Source organism: Sporolactobacillus sp. STSJ-5, from assembly GCF_024385605.1.
Lineage (GTDB): Bacteria > Bacillota > Bacilli > Bacillales > Sporolactobacillaceae > Sporolactobacillus.
Genome location: NZ_JANFOJ010000010.1, coordinates 77,773 through 94,844 on the forward strand (window position 1 = coordinate 77,773; position 17,072 = coordinate 94,844).

The 17,072-nt window shown below is 44.9% G+C and carries 15 protein-coding genes; all 15 read left to right on the forward strand.

Going from position 1 to position 17,072, the window contains the following annotated elements:
- The first annotated feature begins 84 nt into the window (after positions 1-84).
- The 15 genes from NOM01_RS10730 to NOM01_RS17260 all read left to right on the forward strand — a co-directional run bounded on the left by NOM01_RS10730 (position 85) and on the right by NOM01_RS17260 (position 16,754).
- Positions 85-1,512 carry a lipopolysaccharide biosynthesis protein gene (locus tag NOM01_RS10730; RefSeq protein WP_255748486.1) on the forward strand — a complete coding sequence of 476 codons (1,428 nt, stop codon included), beginning with the start codon at positions 85-87 and terminating at the stop codon, positions 1,510-1,512.
- A 235-nt stretch (positions 1,513-1,747) separates the two neighbouring features.
- A complete protein-coding gene (locus tag NOM01_RS10735) occupies positions 1,748-2,365 on the forward strand; it encodes a sugar transferase (RefSeq protein ID WP_370646065.1) in 618 nt (205 codons plus the stop codon).
- Positions 2,366-2,400: 35 nt separating this feature from the next.
- Entirely contained in the window at positions 2,401-3,336 is a 936-nt protein-coding gene (locus NOM01_RS10740; protein ID WP_255748488.1) for an NAD-dependent epimerase/dehydratase family protein, read from the forward strand.
- Between the two features lie 13 nt (positions 3,337-3,349).
- Positions 3,350-4,834, forward strand: coding sequence for a teichuronic acid biosynthesis protein TuaE (gene tuaE / locus NOM01_RS10745; RefSeq protein ID WP_255748489.1), 1,485 nt, complete (start codon positions 3,350-3,352; stop codon positions 4,832-4,834).
- Positions 4,835-5,512 carry a hypothetical protein gene (locus NOM01_RS10750; protein ID WP_255748490.1) on the forward strand — a complete coding sequence of 226 codons (678 nt, stop codon included), beginning with the start codon at positions 4,835-4,837 and terminating at the stop codon, positions 5,510-5,512.
- A gap of 18 nt (positions 5,513-5,530) precedes the next feature.
- Positions 5,531-6,301: a teichuronic acid biosynthesis protein TuaG gene (tuaG, locus tag NOM01_RS10755; protein WP_255748491.1), complete on the forward strand. Its 771-nt coding sequence runs from the start codon at positions 5,531-5,533 to the stop codon at positions 6,299-6,301.
- A gap of 21 nt (positions 6,302-6,322) precedes the next feature.
- Entirely contained in the window at positions 6,323-7,471 is a 1,149-nt protein-coding gene (gene tuaH, locus NOM01_RS10760; RefSeq protein WP_255748492.1) for a teichuronic acid biosynthesis protein TuaH, read from the forward strand.
- A 333-nt stretch (positions 7,472-7,804) separates the two neighbouring features.
- Positions 7,805-8,596: an adenosylmethionine decarboxylase gene (gene speD, locus NOM01_RS10765; RefSeq protein WP_255748493.1), complete on the forward strand. Its 792-nt coding sequence runs from the start codon at positions 7,805-7,807 to the stop codon at positions 8,594-8,596.
- Between the two features lie 16 nt (positions 8,597-8,612).
- Positions 8,613-10,061 (forward strand): aminotransferase class I/II-fold pyridoxal phosphate-dependent enzyme, encoded by a 1,449-nt coding sequence (locus NOM01_RS10770; protein WP_255748494.1) that lies wholly within the window; start codon positions 8,613-8,615, stop codon positions 10,059-10,061.
- Between the two features lie 5 nt (positions 10,062-10,066).
- Positions 10,067-10,918 (forward strand): polyamine aminopropyltransferase, encoded by an 852-nt coding sequence (speE, locus tag NOM01_RS10775; protein ID WP_255748495.1) that lies wholly within the window; start codon positions 10,067-10,069, stop codon positions 10,916-10,918.
- Positions 10,919-11,051: 133 nt separating this feature from the next.
- Positions 11,052-12,251 carry a saccharopine dehydrogenase family protein gene (locus tag NOM01_RS10780; RefSeq protein WP_255748496.1) on the forward strand — a complete coding sequence of 400 codons (1,200 nt, stop codon included), beginning with the start codon at positions 11,052-11,054 and terminating at the stop codon, positions 12,249-12,251.
- A gap of 11 nt (positions 12,252-12,262) precedes the next feature.
- Positions 12,263-13,399, forward strand: a complete 1,137-nt coding sequence (gene nspC, locus NOM01_RS10785) for a carboxynorspermidine decarboxylase (RefSeq protein ID WP_255748497.1) — start codon at positions 12,263-12,265, stop codon at positions 13,397-13,399.
- Between the two features lie 423 nt (positions 13,400-13,822).
- Entirely contained in the window at positions 13,823-14,974 is a 1,152-nt protein-coding gene (locus NOM01_RS10790; protein WP_255748498.1) for a M20 family metallopeptidase, read from the forward strand.
- A 75-nt stretch (positions 14,975-15,049) separates the two neighbouring features.
- Entirely contained in the window at positions 15,050-15,973 is a 924-nt protein-coding gene (rarD, locus tag NOM01_RS10795; protein ID WP_255748499.1) for an EamA family transporter RarD, read from the forward strand.
- A gap of 121 nt (positions 15,974-16,094) precedes the next feature.
- Positions 16,095-16,754: a helix-turn-helix transcriptional regulator gene (locus NOM01_RS17260; protein WP_255748517.1), complete on the forward strand. Its 660-nt coding sequence runs from the start codon at positions 16,095-16,097 to the stop codon at positions 16,752-16,754.
- The last annotated feature ends 318 nt before the right edge of the window (positions 16,755-17,072 follow it).

The following is a 17,072-nucleotide window of genomic DNA, read 5'->3' on the forward strand; positions in this document are numbered from 1 at the left end:
TAAACGATATAAAAATCAGAAGTAACAAGTAGGAGAAAGAGGAACAAGTTCAAATCATAGTTTTTTTATCGAAAAGGGGAAACAATGAAGGAATTTATTCAACGTCTGCTTGCTTTTTCAATCGGACCTGCCGGCGGTGCGCTCATCGCTTTTATTACCATACCAGTGACCACACACTTTGTGTCACCTGAGGAATATGGCAAAGCGAGCATGTTTGCGCTCGCGTTGACGATGCTGTCAACCTTTCAATATTTAGGCATCGATCAAGCGTATGCCAGAGAATTTAATGAGGTGAATGATCGGAAGACATTGTTTCTTCATGCACTGCTGCTTCCGCTTCTATTTGCCTTACTGTTATTGCTTTTAATCGCTTTGAATCTTGGAACTGCTTCGCATATTCTTTTTGGCGCAAGCGATCAGCATAGTGCGGCACTCCTTCTCGGCGTTTCGCTCGTTTTTATTACGTTCGAACGCTTTATTTTGCTGTCGATTCGTATGGAGGAAAAAGCATTTGCATATTCGATGTTTACCATTTTTATTAAGCTGGTCATCTTGGCCGCCACCTTGCTGTTTGTCTTGATGATTCGAAGAGATTTTCTTGCGGTTGTGTATTCAGCGGCTGCCGGTCAAATTATTGGTGATTTATTTCTGTTGATTCGCTACCGTTCCTATTTTGCTCTTCACGATTTTCAATTTGATCGGGCACTGCTGCGACGCATGCTTATCTTCGGACTGCCGCTGGTTGTTGCAGCGTCTGCATCGACAGTACTGAATTCTGCCGGACGCATTGCTCTTAGAGCATGGAGCGGTTTTTATGAAATCGGCATGTTCACAGCCGCGCTGAAAATTGCCGCTGTTCTTGCCGTTGTTCAATCAAGCTTCACCAGTTTTTGGGTGCCGACCGCTTATCGGTGGTACAGCGAAGGGCGATCCATTCGTACGTTTCAGGCGGTCAGTGAAGGCGTTCTTTTGTTCATGTCGGTTCTGTATTTTGGTGTTTTGCTCTTTAAGGATCAATTAATGTTTCTTTTATCTCCTCAATATGTGCCTGCCGCAGGTGTGCTCGGTTTGCTTTGCCTTCAACCTGTACTGTATACGGTCAGTGAGACAACGACACTCGGTATCGTTTTTTCTCGCAAGAGCTACTTGAATATTTGGGTTAGCCTTTTTTCGCTTCTGCCATGCCTCATCATCAATTGGCTCTTCGTTCCTTCTTACGGCGTTCTTGGCGCGGGACTTGCAACAGGTATCTCCTATGTTCTGTTCTTTTGGAGTCGAAGCTACTTTTCCTCAAAAAATTGGAAGGGTTTTTCACTCACAAAGCATTACTCGGTTATGCTCGTCCTTTTAACGGCAGGCATCCTCAATGCTTTTCATTTCCCATTCATGGTTTTGGCAAATTTGGGCATGCTTTTATTAGTGATTATCATTCAGAGACGATCGATTATCACTATTTATATGAAATGGCGCGGGTCGAAAGATAATAACCGTTCATCTGCCTTTTTTCCTTGAGGCAGGCCTAAAATCGGCAAGCATTTCAGAGGTCTTGCCGCTTGCAAACGAAAAAAGTATGTAAATTTTTCTAAAATTTTAGGATGCACTTTTACATTGCCTTAATGAATAGTCCATATTTGCTACATAAACGTTCACTATAATTGAAACAAGTTCAGAGGCAAGTAAACGATGAACTGGAGAGGTGTTTCATGTGAAGGCGGAAAAAGAAATAGAGGTCTATAGCGGTTATTCAGTGGTGAAACCGCCGAGAGTCGTTCTCCCAGAGAATGCACGCACATACCTCTTGGTTAAGAGAGGCTTTGATTTACTCCTTGGCCTAGTTGGAATGGTTATTGCAGCACCGATTATTTTTATTTTTTCAGTGCTCATTGTTATGGAGACGCCTGGATCTCCATTCTATGTGCAGGAACGCGTCGGCAAAGGCGGTAAGACCTTTAGACTTGTCAAGCTCCGATCAATGCGGAAGGATGCTGAACGAGGCGGCGCACAATGGGCACAGGCACATGATCCTCGTGTCACTCGTATCGGACGCTTCATTCGCAAGACAAGAATTGATGAGCTTCCTCAATTTCTTTCCGTAGTTAAAGGGGACATGTCGCTGATTGGGCCAAGACCTGAGCGGCCGATGTTCACTGAGGAATTCGACCGCGAAATTCCGGGATTCAAGAATCGTCTGCTTGTGAAACCAGGATTGACGGGACTCGCACAAGTAAGTGGCGGCTACGATTTGTCGCCGAAAGAGAAGCTCGTTTATGACTTGGAATATGTCCGTAATCTATCGCCGGCGCTTGAGTTGAACATATTGATGCGCACGGTCAAGGTTTTATTGACCGGAGACGGTGCTCGATAAGAACAGGAACAACTTGAAAATCAGGAGGTATTTCCATGGAAAAAGTATTAGTTACCGGTGGAGCAGGATTTATTGGCTCTCACGTTGTTGAGGCTTTGCTAAGACAAGGGTACGCAGTTGCTGTCATGGATAACTTTTCAACAGGGCACCGGGAGAACATTGCCGATCTGCCGGTTGACTTATATATTTGCGATGTTGCCGATCCGGCAGTTATTAATGTCATTCAAGCGATTCAACCCGATTACATCGTTCATCTTGCGGCTCAGATCAGTGTGTCGCATTCGGTTGCCGATCCGTTGTTTGACGAACGTACAAATGTGACCGGTTCGTTGAATGTAATGAATGGAGCACGGCAGACAAAAGTGAAAAAAATTGTTTTTGCATCATCTGCTGCTGTTTACGGCAATCCGATTGAAATACCTGTGACAATTGACCATCCGACGAACCCGGAGTCTCCATATGGACTGACAAAGCTGACTGTCGAGCATTATCTGCGTATGTTTGATAAATTTTATCAGCTGCCTTACAGTATTTTGCGGTTCAGCAATGTTTACGGACCACGACAAGATGCGGAGGGTGAAGGCGGCGTTGTATCGATCTTCTCAGATCGGATTCAAAAAGGAACGCCTCCAATGATCTATGGCGATGGTGATCAGACACGTGATTTTATCTTTGTGAAAGATATTGCATCGGCTATAGTAGCCGCTCTTTCAGTAAAGGAAAGCTTGTGTGTCAACGTTTCATCGCAAACAGCGATCAGCATTAAGGATCTCTTTCTATTAATGAAGGATGTTTCAGGATCTGATCTTGACGTTTATTACGGCCCGAAACGAAGTGGAGATATCAGGCACAGTGTCCTGTCCAACCAGCTGACAAAGGAACTGCTGCAATGGCGGCCGGAAGTATCATTAAAAGACGGTCTCCGAATGACCCTGCGTTCACTTAAGAAACGAAAAAGAGAAGCAGTCTGATACGGAGGAAACAATGACATCAGCGTCACTAACTTTATGTAAAAGCCATCTCAGCGCGCATCGCTCGACGCTTGAAACATCAGCGATCGTCACAGCTTTGTCTGCAGCGCTGATTGGTGTCTACTGGATCGGCAACGCGTGGATGCAGATGCTGCTCGCTTTGGGGTGGATCTGTTTTGCGGCGATTGCCGCTCTTTATTTAAAGAAACATGCATCAAGCTCCATTCTGTTATCGAGCATGATGTATGTACTGGTCGCATCAACCTTTTTAAATCAGGAACTCCTTAGTCTTTCTACCGGATTCTTTACTTTGTTTGTATACCGATTAATTCTGATCTTCAGTCTTATTGCTTTTTTGGTACATGCGGCGAGGATTGGCGGATTCGGTAATCAATGGTCGGCGACTCCTGTTAAAGGAGTGCTTGTGTTTCTTCTGCTATGGCTTGCCTATGCGGCTGTGTCGCTGCTTTGGGCTTGGTCGCTTGTTGAAGGAATGAAAGCTTTGCTTCTTCTTGCGATCGGTATTTTATTTGTTTTTTTGGCCGTATTTACATTTACACATGTCCGTCAGTTGGCTGCCTTTCACTGGATCTGGCTGGTGATGAGCGGTGCACTGATTTTGATCGGTTTGGTCAACCATTTTGCCCGCATTCAGTTGCCGACTTCAACTCTTTTTGGAGGTCCGGTATATAAGCAGGCTTATCCGACAGCGGTGTTTACGAACCAAAATGATTTTGCAACTTTGTTGTCGATCTCGTTCTTTTTTTATTTAGCGGCAGTACGGAATTTCCGGAAACCATTGCTGCGCATGATTTGTTTTTTATTCGCTGCTCTCTCGGTTTGGCTTATTTATCTGACGGAATCCCGTGCCTGTTTACTTGGCGTTGCGGCCGGAAGTGTTCTCTATTTGTTCTTAATGCTGCCGCCGAGACTAAAAAAGACGTCGCTTTGGATCGGCGGAGTTACAGTTGTCGGAGGACTGCTCATCCTTTTGCCGAAAGTGATTGCAAAAGTGCAAGAGATTTTGTTTGTCCAGGCAACCTATGCTGTAAATGAAAATCCATCGTCAAACACTGTTCGTGTTCATTTATTACAAAGCACATGGAGTTACTTGAAGGAATCGCTTGGTATGGGTGTCGGAGCAGGGAATGTACCTGTTTATCTTGAAAATCAGCCGATTCAGAATACGGATCAGATTTTTGAAGTTCATAATTGGCTAATGGAATTGACGGGTAATTTCGGGTTTTTAATTGGTGCAGGCTATTTAGCCATGTACTTGACACTTTTTTTCACATTAATGAAGATACATTCAAAGCTAACCAGCAGAAATACACGACTGCTTGCAGAATCCTGTCTGACGGCTCAGATCGCGTTTCTCATATCCAGTATCAGTCCGAGCTCGGTCAGCAACTTGTATTTTCATTGGGTTTTTCTGGGTTTTGTCATTTGCACGGTTTCAGTTCTTCATCAATTGATACAGTCGGGAGAGTCGTATTGAATGAATGTGTTTAGAAATGTTGTGACGAGGTTAAGAAAATACCTGTGGATCGTTGCTGCTCTGCCTATTATTCTCGGCATTGTCGGATTCTTTGTTCCGGCTGGGAAAATGCCCTCGTCGTTCGAAGCGCAAACAACGGTTCAACTAGGCTCGTATGGAGACGATACCACGAACGATCCCAATCAAGTGATCGTGCTTCTTTCGAATGCTCCGTTTTATGAAAAACGGCTGCCTGAACTTTGGGAGCAGCAGGAACAAGCATTGCTCAGTCAGATCAGTATCACGGATTTAACCAATCATTTGATTCAAATTAGTTATAAAGGAACATCCGAGGCTGAGGCGGTTGAAGGAGTCAATCGTGTGACGAGCGCCTTTCTAGATGAGGATAAAAATCGTTTCGATAACAAAGAAAAAATTATTGATGAGGCAATAAATAACTTAAATAAATCGCATGTTTCAAGTGAAGAGACTGTGAGCCGCGCTCGGTTTCTCTATACACTTCAGTCAAGAAAAGTACAAATGAGGCGTGCTCAGGTTCTCGAGTCGGCGCAAAAGAAAAGCGGGTCAGGCGTTTCGACGATTTCTTCGAAAAAGAGAGCGGTACTTGGCTTTATGCTCGGTATTACATTGGTCATTATCGGTGCCGCACTGCCTGAGTTTGTAAGGAAAAAAGAATAGAAAAGAGGCGGAGGGTTCATGGCTATTGAACATACACTTATCTCAATTATCACGCCTACCTACTGCTCGGAAAGGACAATAAGGAAAACGATACGTTCGGTACGTGAGCAAACCTATCCCCATTGGGAAATGATCATTGTTGATGATGCATCGACCGATCGAACACGTCAACTGCTGCAGGAAGCTGCTGCGGCGGACAGCCGTATCCGTCCCGTTTTTCTCAACGAGAATCATGGTGCGGCATATGCCAGAAATACTGCATTGGAGCAAGCCAAGGGTCGCTTTGTTGCCTTTCTTGACAGTGATGATTGCTGGAAGCCGAAAAAGTTGGAGGAACAACTGCAATTTATGGAGCTTCATCATTATGCGTTTACCTTCACAGGCTATGAACTGATGGACACAAATGGGCATTTGCTCAACAAAATAATCAGTGCACCGGCTCGTGTCACCTATAAACGCATGCTGAAAAACACGATCGTCGGATGTCTGACTGTGATGATTGACCGGAAACAAGTCGGTGATTTTCGCATGCCTGATCTTCGTTCGCGTCAGGACTTGGCTACTTGGCTGTCGTTGCTGAAAAAGGGTGCTGTCGCTTACGGACTTGATAAGATATTGGCAGAATACCGTATAAGCGGCAAAGAATCACTTTCGGGTAATAAATGGAAGGCGGCTAAAAAAACATGGTTTGTGTATCGGCGTGTTGAGCACCTGCCGCTTCTGCCTTCATGCTGGTATTTCGTCAACTATGCAGCGAATGCGGTTATTAAACGGTTTATCAGCATTTAATAAAGAGGGAAGGTCAAATTTGTGAAGGATATACACGTTATTGTCGGCGCCGGCACATGGCAGCAAGACGGTTTGCGCTATCGCCGTCACCGACTTGCTGAATTTCTAGCTGCGCAGCCGAACACGAAACATGTGTTTTGGATCTGTCCGTCGCCAGAACGGCTGACGGATCGAAAGGTTGGCGAATCCGAAACCATTGAACAGTGGACGATTACCGACGTGCTTCCGCACAAATTCTTTCGTTTTGCACGTTATTTGTCGGTCTTCCATAAGCGGCGACTGTCCGAATTGGCACGTTTGCTGAAGTCACATGTCGGTCATGATCATCTCTACTTATGGTATACCTTTCCCGGATTTTCGAAATTAGCTGATCTCCTCACGTGGGATCGCGTCATTTATGATCGCAGTGATCTATGGGCGGCGCCAATAAGCGGCAGAATGTCACTTGCAGCAAAGCTGCGGAGACGTTTGATTGCGCACTCGGAACAAAAAATAGTGCATCGCGCCGATTTAATTTTTTGCACATCCGATTATCTGCATCATGTCACTGATCTGGAAATGCCTGCGGAAAAACGCAGCCGCATTGTGACTTTGGAAAACGGCGTGGATTATTCGCTTTTTGCAGGTAATGATGGATTCGCTGTGCAGAGTACCGGAACGGTTCTCGGATATATTGGCGGAATCAAGCCAAAACTTGATTTTGTTTTGCTGCGTGAAGTCGCGCGCAAAAAGCCAGAGTGGCAGATTCTACTTGTCGGTCCTAATGGGACTCAAGGAGATCCTGATTATTCACGCCTGCTTGAGGAGGATAATGTACGCTGGATTGATGCTGTTCCTCCGGAGGATGTACCGCGCTTCATGAATCAGATTTCTATCGGGCTGATGCCCTATAAAGCATCGCCGTATAACAATGCAGTATTCCCGTTAAAATTATTTGAATTTCTTGCTTCAGGGAAGGCAGCAATCGGCATTCATTTGCCTTCAACGAAAAAGTATGAGCAAGAATCTGCGTACCTCTGTCTGGATTCTTCTGATCCTGAATCTTTGATTCAAGCGTGCGAACATCTTGAACCAGTCGCTTTTGATTCTGAAGCGATACGCGCACGCAAGGAATTCGCAAAAACAAAGGATTGGCCAATCATTTTTAAAAAAATGCTTTCCTATTTGTGATAGAAAAGACTGTAGTTGATCTGGTTAAATAAACTTAAGCAGATGTTTCGCAGAATAAATTTCCGCTAAAAAGTTAGGCATTCTGCCTGCTTTTTTTCTTTGGATAATACTTGCCGATATGTTAATAAATAATAGAAGAAATTCGTTTCTTGAATGGATTTAACTACTTGACTTAAACGTACTTGTCTATATAATTAAAATAGAATTTTTGCCGCGTTTTTGTTAACATAAGCGAATGAATTCATTTCTTTGCATGCGCAATTATTTTCTTCCTCTTTGAAACGAAGCGGCGCTATAGATCATGAATAACCGGGAAAGGTTGTGAGGATAGGGTTGGAAAATAAGCTGAAATTGTACGGCTTTAACAACCTCACGAAATCACTGAGCTTCAACATTTACGATGTGTGCTATGCGAAGAGTGAACGTGAGCAAAGAGACTACATTACTTACATTGACGAACAGTACAATTCAGAGCGACTGACCCATATTCTTTGCCGTGTAACGGAAATGATCGGCGCCCATGTCCTCAACATCAGCAAGCAGGATTACGATCCACAGGGCGCAAGTGTCACCATCCTGATTGCGGAGCAGGAATTTCCGAAGGATCAAATCGACCGTTCATGCAATCTCGGTCAGTACGCAGACACTGTCGTAGGCCATTTGGATAAAAGCCATGTGACGGTGCATACGTATCCGGAATTCCATCCAGGAACAGCGATCGCGACGTTCCGCGTCGACATTGATGTGGCTACCTGTGGAGAAATATCCCCCTTAAATACATTGAATTATTTAATAGGCAGCTTTGACTCGGATATCATTACTGCGGATTATCGAGTACGCGGTTTTACCCGAGATGTAGATGGTAAAAAATTGTTTATGGACCATCCGATGGCATCGATTCAAAACTATATTGATGATGAGACGCTTGAAAAATATGACGCGATGGACATTAATGTTTATCAGGCCAATCTTTTTCATACCAAAATGCTCATTAAAGAACCTGAGTTGCAGAACTATTTGTTTAATCGTGATGTGCTGGAAATTCCGCCAAAAGAGCGTCTGAAGATCAGCAACAATCTTCGCAAAGAAATGATTGAGATCTTTAGCGGGGCGAACATATTTTGATTAGTGAGGAGAGAACATGACGACTTTATCACAAGAGCGTGCGCCGGTTCTTGAGGCGCTTAATCGTTATAAATCTATGCGCGTCGTTCCATTTGACGTACCGGGTCACAAACGCGGCAAAGGCAATCGCGAACTGACTGATTTTCTCGGTGAAAAATGCCTGACCGTCGATGTTAATTCGATGAAACCGCTCGATAATCTCTGCCACCCTGTTTCGGTGATTAAGGATGCGGAGGCGCTTGCCGCAGAAGCCTTTGGTGCAAAGCACGCATTTTTTATGGTCAATGGCACGACCTCTGCGGTCCAATCCATGGTGATGTGTGCCTGCAAACGCGGTGAGAAAATCATCATGCCGCGCAATGTGCACCGCAGCGCGATCAATGCGCTTATTTTGAGCGGGGCGGTACCGGTTTATGTCAATCCCGGTGTGAATCATGAATTGGGTATTTCACTTGGCATGGCGCTTGCCGATGTGGAGCAGGCGATTCTGGAAAATCCGGATGCGAAGGCCGTTTTGGTCAATAATCCGACTTATTATGGCGTTTGCTCCAATCTGAAGGCGATTACTGAGCTTGCACATAAGCATAAGATGCTTGTGCTCGTCGATGAAGCGCATGGGACACATTTCTATTTTGGAGATGGACTCCCGGCTTCAGCAATGTCGGTTGGCGCGGATATGGCAGCGGTCAGTATGCACAAATCCGGAGGTTCCTTGACCCAGAGCTCGCTGCTTTTGGTCAACGGACTTGACGAGGGTTATGTTCGACAGATCATTAACCTTACACAGACAACAAGCGGTTCTTATTTGCTGATCTCTTCACTGGATATTTCCAGAAGGAATCTGGCACTCAGAGGACGAGCGATTTTTGAAAAAGTTGCCCAAATGGCTGAATATGCACGCACGGAGATTAATCAGATCGGCGGTTATTACGCCTATTCACGCGAATTGATCAATGGAGATTCAGTCTATGACTTTGATCGTACGAAGCTGTCGGTGCTGACCTTGGATATCGGACTTGCAGGGATTGAAGTCTATGACCTTTTACGCGATGAGTATGACATTCAGATCGAGTTCGGTGATATCGGCAACATACTGGCTTATATTTCAATTGGCGATCGAATCCTTGATTTGGAGCGTCTTGTGTCCGCACTGTCCGAGATCAAAAGGCGCTATGCGAAAGATCGCGCGGGAATGCTCAGCCAGGAATATATTCGTCCACAGGTCGTGCTTGGTCCGCAGGAAGCTTTTTATGCGGAAAGCGAATCGACCCCATTGCAGGAGAGCCTTGGACGCATCTGCGGCGAGTTCGTTATGTGCTATCCGCCGGGCATCCCGATTCTCGCACCGGGTGAAAAGGTGACGGACCGGGTACTCGAGTATATTCAGTACGCAAAGGAAAAGGGCTGTTTTCTGACCGGTACCCAGGACAGTCTGGTGAACCGAATACAGACCGTGAAGGAGTGATCGGAATGGAATTATGGTTTACTGAGAAGCACACAGAAAACGTCAATTTTTCAATCAAAGTGGATCGTCAAGTGTATAGCGGACAAAGTGAATTTCAGCGGATTGATATTTTCGATTCACTTGAATTCGGACGCTTTCTGACACTGGACGGTTATATGATGTTGACTGAGAAAGACGAGTTCATCTACCATGAAATGATCGTTCATGTGCCGATGTCCGTACTTCCGAATGTGAAAAAGGTACTTGTCATCGGAGGCGGTGACGGAGGTGCTGTTCGCGAGCTCGTGCGCTACCCGGAAATTGAGCAGATTGATCTGGTGGAAATCGATCAACAGGTGATTGAGGCGTGCAAAAAGTATCTGCGGCAGACCGCGGGAAAATTGGATGATCCAAGAGTGACGATTCACTATGCCGATGGTTTGAAATTCGTGCGTTCAAAGAAGGACGAATACGATTTGATCATCGTCGATTCGACTGATCCGTTTGGTCCAGGTGAAGGATTGTTTACGAAGGAATTTTACGGCAACTGCTATAAAGCACTTACGGACACCGGCGCAATGGTGAATCAGCATGAGAGTCCGTTCTATCCTGTTGACGCAGTAGCCATGCAGCGCGCGCATAAACGGATCATTGATTCATTCCCGATCAGCCGTGTTTATCAGGCTCATATACCGACCTATCCATCCGGTCATTGGCTTTTCGGGTTCGCTTCGAAGAAGTACCATCCGGTTGAAGACTTTAACGCCGCCGGATGGAAAGTGCGAGGCATGAAAACCAAATATTATAATGATAAAATTCACGTTGGCGCCTTTGCATTGCCAAATTATGTAAAGGAACTGTTGGAAGAAATGGAATAAAGCCTTGTGTGTCTGAGGGCTAATGCAGGAATCATGTGGACAGGCTAAATGTTGATCGTGTCCTCAAGTTCCCTAATTCGTATGGGTCAATACAGTTTGCTGACAGAGATAAATTTTTAAGGAGGCGTTTAGTTTGGGTAAAGCATTAATTATCGGCGCAGGCGGCGTTGCTGGCGTTGTGGTACATAAATGTTGTCAGAATTCTGAGGTGTTTGAAGAAATTTGTATTGCGAGCCGCACTGTCTCAAAATGTGATGCGCTTAAAGCGAAGCTTGATGGCGGAAAGACGAAAATTACGACGGCGCAAGTAGACGCAAACAATGTTTCGGAACTGATTGCACTCATTGAGAAGGTGAAGCCGGACATCGTAATCAACGTCGCGCTTCCTTATCAGGATTTAACGATTATGGATGCCTGCCTTGCGACTAAAGTGGATTATGTGGATACGGCTAACTATGAACCGGAAGATACGGCAAAGTTTGAATATAAATGGCAATGGGCATACCGCGATCGCTTTAAAGAAGCGGGAATCACTGCGCTGCTCGGGAGCGGTTTTGATCCGGGTGTGACGAGTGTATTCTCAGCTTATGCACAAAAGCATTATTTTGATGAAATTCATTCAATTGACATTCTTGACGCAAATGCCGGTGATCATGGTTATGCTTTTGCGACGAACTTCAATCCTGAAATCAACATTCGTGAAGTGACGGCGAACGGCAGCTATTTTGAGAATGGAAAATTTATCGAAACCGAACCGATGTCGATCAAGAGTGTTTATGACTTCCCGCAGATCGGAGAAAAGGACATTTACCTGCTACATCATGAAGAGATGGAATCACTCGCCCTCAACATCAAGGGCATTAAGAAGATTCGTTTTTGGATGACCTTTGGTCAAAGCTATCTGACCCATCTTAAGGTTTTGGAAAATGTCGGCATGACCTCGATCGAACCGATTGAATTTGAAGGAAAACAAATCGTTCCGCTACAATTCCTGAAAGCCGTTCTACCGGATCCGGCGTCACTAGGACCGAGGACAAAGGGCAAGACGAATATCGGATGTATCTTCCAAGGCGTCAAAGACGGCAAGCCGCGCACTTACTATGTTTACAATGTCTGCGACCACCAGGAATGCTACAAAGAAGTCGGCTCACAGGCGATCTCTTACACAACCGGTGTTCCGGCAATGATCGGAGCCTCTATGGTCATGACGGGTAAATGGAAGCGTCCGGGCGTGTTCAATATTGAAGAATTCGATCCGGATCCATTCATGGATGCCCTAAATAAATTCGGGTTGCCTTGGCATGAGAGCTTCGCGCCGGCACTGATTGATTGAGGAGTCTGTGAATGACTATTGATTTCTCGGCGGCTCCGTCGCCAAGTTATGTTGTTGATGAACGCCTGCTTGTGAAGAACTTAGAGCTTTTAAAGCAGCTTCAGGACCGCACCGGCTGCAAGGTTTTACTCGCCCAGAAGGCATTCTCGATGTATGCCTTTTATCCGCTCATCGGTCGCTATCTTAGCGGTGTAGCCTCCAGCTCGTTATACGAGGCAAGACTTGGACGCGAGGAAATGGATAAGGAAGTCCATATCTACTCACCGGCTTATGACGAAAAGGATTTTGCCGATATTCTTAAGGTCAGTGACCATATTGTTTTTAATTCGTTCAGCCAATGGGCACGATTCAAGGACCAAGTAAAAGCATCGCCGCGCCGGATTCAATGCGGGATGCGTGTCAATCCGGAGTATTCGGAAGTTGAGACTGGACTATACGATCCCTGTGCTCCATTTTCGCGCATGGGCGTTACGGAAGCAAACTTTGAACCTGACGCTTTGGATGGTCTTGACGGGCTGCATTTTCATACTTTGTGCGAGCAAAATTCGGACGCGCTCGAACATACACTTGAAGCAGTGGAGCGCAAATTCGGCAAGTACCTTAAGAGAATGAAATGGATTAACTTCGGCGGTGGACATCATATTACACGCGCGGACTATGATATGGATCGCCTTGCTCGATGCATTACGTCGATTCAAGAAAAATATGATCTTGATGTTTATCTTGAACCGGGAGAAGCTGTTGCCTTGAATACAGGCTACCTTGTCTCCACCGTACTCGATGTTTTCGAAAACGGCATGCCGATTGCGATTCTGGATACATCGGCGACCTGCCATATGCCCGATGTGTTGGAAATGCCTTATCGTCCTGAAATTATTGATGCCGGAAAACCGGGGGAGCGAGCGCATACGTATCGACTCGGCGGGCCAACCTGTCTCGCCGGTGACGTGATCGGCGATTATTCTTTTGACCATCCGCTTCAGGTCGGTGATCGTCTCGTGTTCTGCGATATGGCGATCTATTCCATGGTTAAAAACAATACGTTTAACGGGATTGCACTGCCTGCCATTGCTTCGTACAACGATACAGAAGGCATTCATGTGATTAAGCAATTCAATTACGAAAATTTTAAAACAAGACTTTCATAATAGAGAATTTAAGCAGAGGCTCTTGAAAAACCAACGGTTATTCAAGAGCCTCTGCCTTTATCTATGGTTTCTGTTAGAAAATATTGCAAGGGAGTGCAGAAATCGACAGAATTTTGCTATACTTAGCGTTAAGGGTTAGACTTCCGTAAAGTTGCACCTTCAGACAAAGACAACAGAGCCATTACTGCGAGTCGTAAAAAATCGCTCCTAAAGGGGGAACGAAACAACTGAGAAACACATTGTACCATAATTGTTCTGAACATTGGCACGATTGGAGGGCAGCCGCCCATGGTTCTCGTTTGTCAGAGTGCCATACGTCAAGCTGCTTGCCAAATGCCGATTATATTTGTGGAATTGAGAGATCGGTAAACGCATTTTTAATACAATAGACAGACTTTCGTCCTAAGAAAAGAGGTATAATCAATGGATAATGAGAGCGCAATTGAGCTGCTCAAGAACTTATTAAAAATCAACACGACGAACCCTCCGGGAAATGAGGCTGAGGCTGTTGCCCTGATTCGGCCTTTATTTGAAGCGGCGGGTATTGATACTGAAGTTGTTGCATACAGCGGAAAGCGTCACCAGTTAATTGCGACATTAGAAGGTGCAGAACCAGGAAAAACGTTGGCCTTTACCGGGCATATGGATGTTGTACCGGTAGGAGAAATTCCATGGGATTATTCTCCGTTCGGTGCTGAAGAGGCAGATGGAAAGATTTATGGACGCGGTGCTTCAGATATGAAGAGCGGCCTTGCGGCAATGATTGCAGCGATGATTCAATTGAAGGAGGAGGGTGCGTCAATAAAAGGAACACTTAAATTCATTGCGACTGTCGGTGAAGAAACCTCCTCGATCGGAGCGGAGCAGCTGGTTAAAGGCGGTTACGCAGATGATCTTGATGCAGTGCTGATCGGCGAACCGACCGATAATGAGCTCTCAATCGCGGAAAAGGGAGCATTGTGGGTTCGATTGACTACATTTGGAAAAACTGGACACGGATCAACGCCGAGCTGCGGAATTAACGCTAACGAGCACATGATTGCGATCCTCTCAAAATTTCAATCTGAATTTCAATTCGACTATGAAGCAGACGATCTGCTCAGTGAGCCGACCTCCAGCATAGATGTTATGCACGGCGGAAATGGAACGAACGTCATTCCGGACAAATGCACCGTGGAAATCGATATGCGGACACTGCCTTCACAAAATCATAAAGAAATCATCGCTGCAATAGAGTCTTTAATTAATACAGTTAAAAATGATATTCCTGAATTAAATGCGACAATCGACATTCTCAATGATATGCATCCGGTCAAAACACCGAAGGATGATGACTTTGTGCAACGGCTTGTGAAAGTCATTGAGGAAGTACGTGGGAAAAAAGTTGAGCCGTATGGCTTTTCCGGATATACCGATGGTGCATTTTTCTCTCAAGTTGAAAAGACCTTTCCGATTACCGTTGTCGGACCGGGCTATCCCCCGGTCGCGCATCAGCCGAATGAGTATGTTGAGCGTGAACCATATTTTGATTCAATTAAGATCTATAAGAAAATTGCTCTTGATTTCCTTAACTGACAGGGATTGTCTAAAGATGAATAAAGGGATCCGTTCCAGATCTTTTACCGCTGGCGATTTGACGGTGCGCCGAGGATGAATTCACGAGATGACATGCGTTCAGGAGTTATTTATACATTCTTTGCCTTCTCGATTTGGGGTTTCCTCACGCTCTATTGGAAATGGCTGGGGTCTGTTCCATCAAGTGAGGTACTTGCTCACCGCATCATTTGGGCATTTGTTTTTATGGTAGTTATGATCCTGATTCGCAAGAAATTTAACGATTTGATCGTTCAAAGCAAATGGCTGCTGAAGCAGCCGAAGCAGCTGATCATTGTCATCGCAAGCTCGTTATCAATCAGTGCTAATTGGATCATTTATATCTGGGCTGTTGCCAATGAACATGTAATTGAAGCAAGTCTCGGTCTCTACATTATCCCACTGGTCAGCATGCTGATGGGCATTCTCTTTTTAAGTGAAAGACCGGGGAATAAAGGGATCTTTTCTATTTTTCTCGCAGCTGCTGGTGTCCTTGTGATGGCATTCAGCTATGGGCATGTACCTTGGCTGGCATTGTCGCTTGCCGCGACTTCCGGTGTCTATAGTCTCAGCAAGAAATTCGTTCTCTTTGAAGCATACGTCGGCATGACCATCGAAACGCTGGTGGTTGTTCCGTTTGCATTGATCTTTCTCATCGTTCGTGGCATTCAAATACCACAATCCATAAGCGTCTTTTCTCAACCAACAGGACTGTTGCTCATTGGCGCCGGTGTGCTTACTGCGCTTCCACTGATTTGGTTTGCCGAAGGTGCGAAACGTATTCCATTAACAATGATTGGCTTTTTCCAATACATGACACCATCGGCTGCTTTCCTTATTGGCCTTTTTGTTTTTCACGAACCGATGGATCGGATTCAGATCGTATCCTTTATTTTCATATGGCTGTCCATTGCGGTCTATGCATGGAACGAAATGGCTAAAGGATCGAATAGACGTGTGGATCGATCTTCCACTATATAGCGGCGCAGCTGCTCATTCGTTGACAAGCATGAATGTATATTGGACAATAAATATACCTTTATTTTTTTATTATGATAATTGTTTCTTCTTATATTTGATGAACAAGTAGGGCGGTGGTTTTATCAACGCGGAATTAGAAAGGTATAAAGATTTGGTCGATTTTCTGGGAGAAGTGCTTGGAGATGATACTGAAATTATTCTTCATGATGTGACGGATCTCGAGAATTCGATTGTAGCGATTAGTGAAACCAATTTAAGTGGACGCGAAATAGGTTCTCCGGTTACCAATTTGATTCTTAAAATGCTTAAAGAAGGCAGATCGCAAAACAAATCGTTCATCACAAATTATGAAGGCGTAGCCAAAGACGGCACGATTTTGCGTTCGTCGACTTTCTTTATTCGTAATGAAAAAGATGAGATCATCGGCATGCTCTGTATTAACGTTGATTATAAAAAAATGGAACGAGTTATAGACTATCTAAGTAAGTTTATCGGTGTCCGCAAACCGGAAGAAAAGAAGAGCTTGCCGACTGTTGAACATTTAAGCCCGTCCATTGAAGATCTTGCCAAGGCAAGTATTAAAGAAATTGTCGGCGGCGTGAATATACCGCCGGAGCGAATGTCTCAAGAAGAACGCTTGGAAATCATTGAGAAACTGAATGAAAACGGAATCTTCCTGCTAAAGGGGATTGTCAGCATTGTTGCTGAGGAACTCTGCACTTCGGAAGCATCGATCTACCGCTATCTGAGCAAGGTTAAAAAAGTGCACGGCAGTGTGTGAAAAAATAGTGAAAGAACCGGTCCTGAATAAACTGCCCCATAAATTGGACAACAAGATCCAAATTTTGGGGATCAGATCAGGATACCGGTTCTTTTTGTTCTTGGAAGAAAAAAGAAGTGAAGATTTTAATGGATTTTCTGAACAGTAGTCGGAAGATGCTCAAGAACCCGTAAGATGTGCGGATGTCTGGACTTGTAACGAATCGAGAAAAAGTCGTAACGAAATCATGAAAAGTTGAAACGAATGAAGTTCGGTAACGAGATAATAATAGGTGCGGTTCGCTTTCACTTTTATAGGTTTGGCTTTAAACTCTGGGGT

Excerpts from the sequence above, each read along its gene's own strand:
- NOM01_RS10730 (WP_255748486.1), top strand. The coding sequence starts at position 85 with ATGAAGGAATTTATTCAACGTCTGCTTGCTTTTTCAATCGGACCTGCC.
- NOM01_RS10740 (WP_255748488.1), top strand. The coding sequence starts at position 2,401 with ATGGAAAAAGTATTAGTTACCGGTGGAGCAGGATTTATTGGCTCTCAC.
- tuaE (WP_255748489.1), top strand. The coding sequence starts at position 3,350 with ATGACATCAGCGTCACTAACTTTATGTAAAAGCCATCTCAGCGCGCAT.
- NOM01_RS10750 (WP_255748490.1), top strand. The coding sequence starts at position 4,835 with ATGAATGTGTTTAGAAATGTTGTGACGAGGTTAAGAAAATACCTGTGG.
- tuaG (WP_255748491.1), top strand. The coding sequence starts at position 5,531 with ATGGCTATTGAACATACACTTATCTCAATTATCACGCCTACCTACTGC.
- NOM01_RS10770 (WP_255748494.1), top strand. The coding sequence starts at position 8,613 with ATGACGACTTTATCACAAGAGCGTGCGCCGGTTCTTGAGGCGCTTAAT.
- speE (WP_255748495.1), top strand. The coding sequence starts at position 10,067 with ATGGAATTATGGTTTACTGAGAAGCACACAGAAAACGTCAATTTTTCA.
- nspC (WP_255748497.1), top strand. The coding sequence starts at position 12,263 with ATGACTATTGATTTCTCGGCGGCTCCGTCGCCAAGTTATGTTGTTGAT.
- NOM01_RS10790 (WP_255748498.1), top strand. The coding sequence starts at position 13,823 with ATGGATAATGAGAGCGCAATTGAGCTGCTCAAGAACTTATTAAAAATC.
- rarD (WP_255748499.1), top strand. The coding sequence starts at position 15,050 with ATGAATTCACGAGATGACATGCGTTCAGGAGTTATTTATACATTCTTT.